The organism is Streptomyces sparsus, from assembly GCF_054776295.1.
Genome location: NZ_BAAHCA010001485.1, coordinates 1 through 794, shown reverse-complemented (window position 1 = coordinate 794; position 794 = coordinate 1). Strand labels below are relative to the sequence as shown.

General features: G+C 74.6%; 1 protein-coding gene. It reads right to left on the bottom strand.

Annotated features, from left to right (window positions below):
• Nucleotides 1-280: 280 nt before the first annotated feature.
• Nucleotides 281-794, bottom strand: a 514-nt coding sequence (locus ACYVE9_RS29170) for an excalibur calcium-binding domain-containing protein (RefSeq protein ID WP_461030883.1), incomplete at its 5' end; no start/stop codon positions are given.

Genomic DNA, 794 nt, shown 5'->3' with positions numbered 1-794 from the left:
GGCGGCTCGTCGGGCGGCGCGGTGGCGCGGTGCAGCGCAGGGGGCTGGCGTCGTCATGAATCAGTTCCTCGCGGACGGCTCTTGGTCAGGGATGCAACGGCACGCGGTTCTGGGCAAAGCGCGCTCACTATAGGCCAGTTGTGCGAACCGTGCGTAGAGCGCCGAGGCTCGCGCGCGGGGACGCCCTCGTCCGCACGGCTGTGCGCGCGGCGCCGGGACCCGGCTGTCCGGGACACCGGTGCCGTGCGCCCCTGACCGGGGCTCGCGCCGTGCGGACGGGTCAGTCGTTCCACTCGCAGGCGGTACCGTCCTGATCGCGGTCCAGCTCGTCGCGGTAGGCCGGGTCCTCACCGCGCTCGAAGGGGCCCTGCCCCTGCTCGTGCGCCTGTCCGCAGGTGTCGTAGTACCCGGACCCCGGCTCGTCCGGGACGGCCGTCGCCGGGCCGCTCGTCTCGCGGATGTCCGCGGCGACGAGCCGGCCGCCGCGCACGGTGTAGGTGCCCTCGAACCAGCGGGACGACCCGTCCGCCTGCACGGCCTCCAGTACGACGGTGACCTGGTCGCCGTCGGTCGCCAGGACCTCGACCCGGTCCTGGAGCAGCCCGTCGAAACCGGCCACGAACGCGTCGTAGGAGGACGCGAACGCGCTGCCGCCGAGCTCCCAGGCGGCGCGGTGGTCACCGCGGTTGATCGCGTCGAAGTAGGCGGTCACCACCTCGGCCGGAGACCGCTGCGCGGTCGACGCCGGCGGTGCGGCCCCTGTCGGGGGCGGGGTGCCGGACGAGGCGGACGGC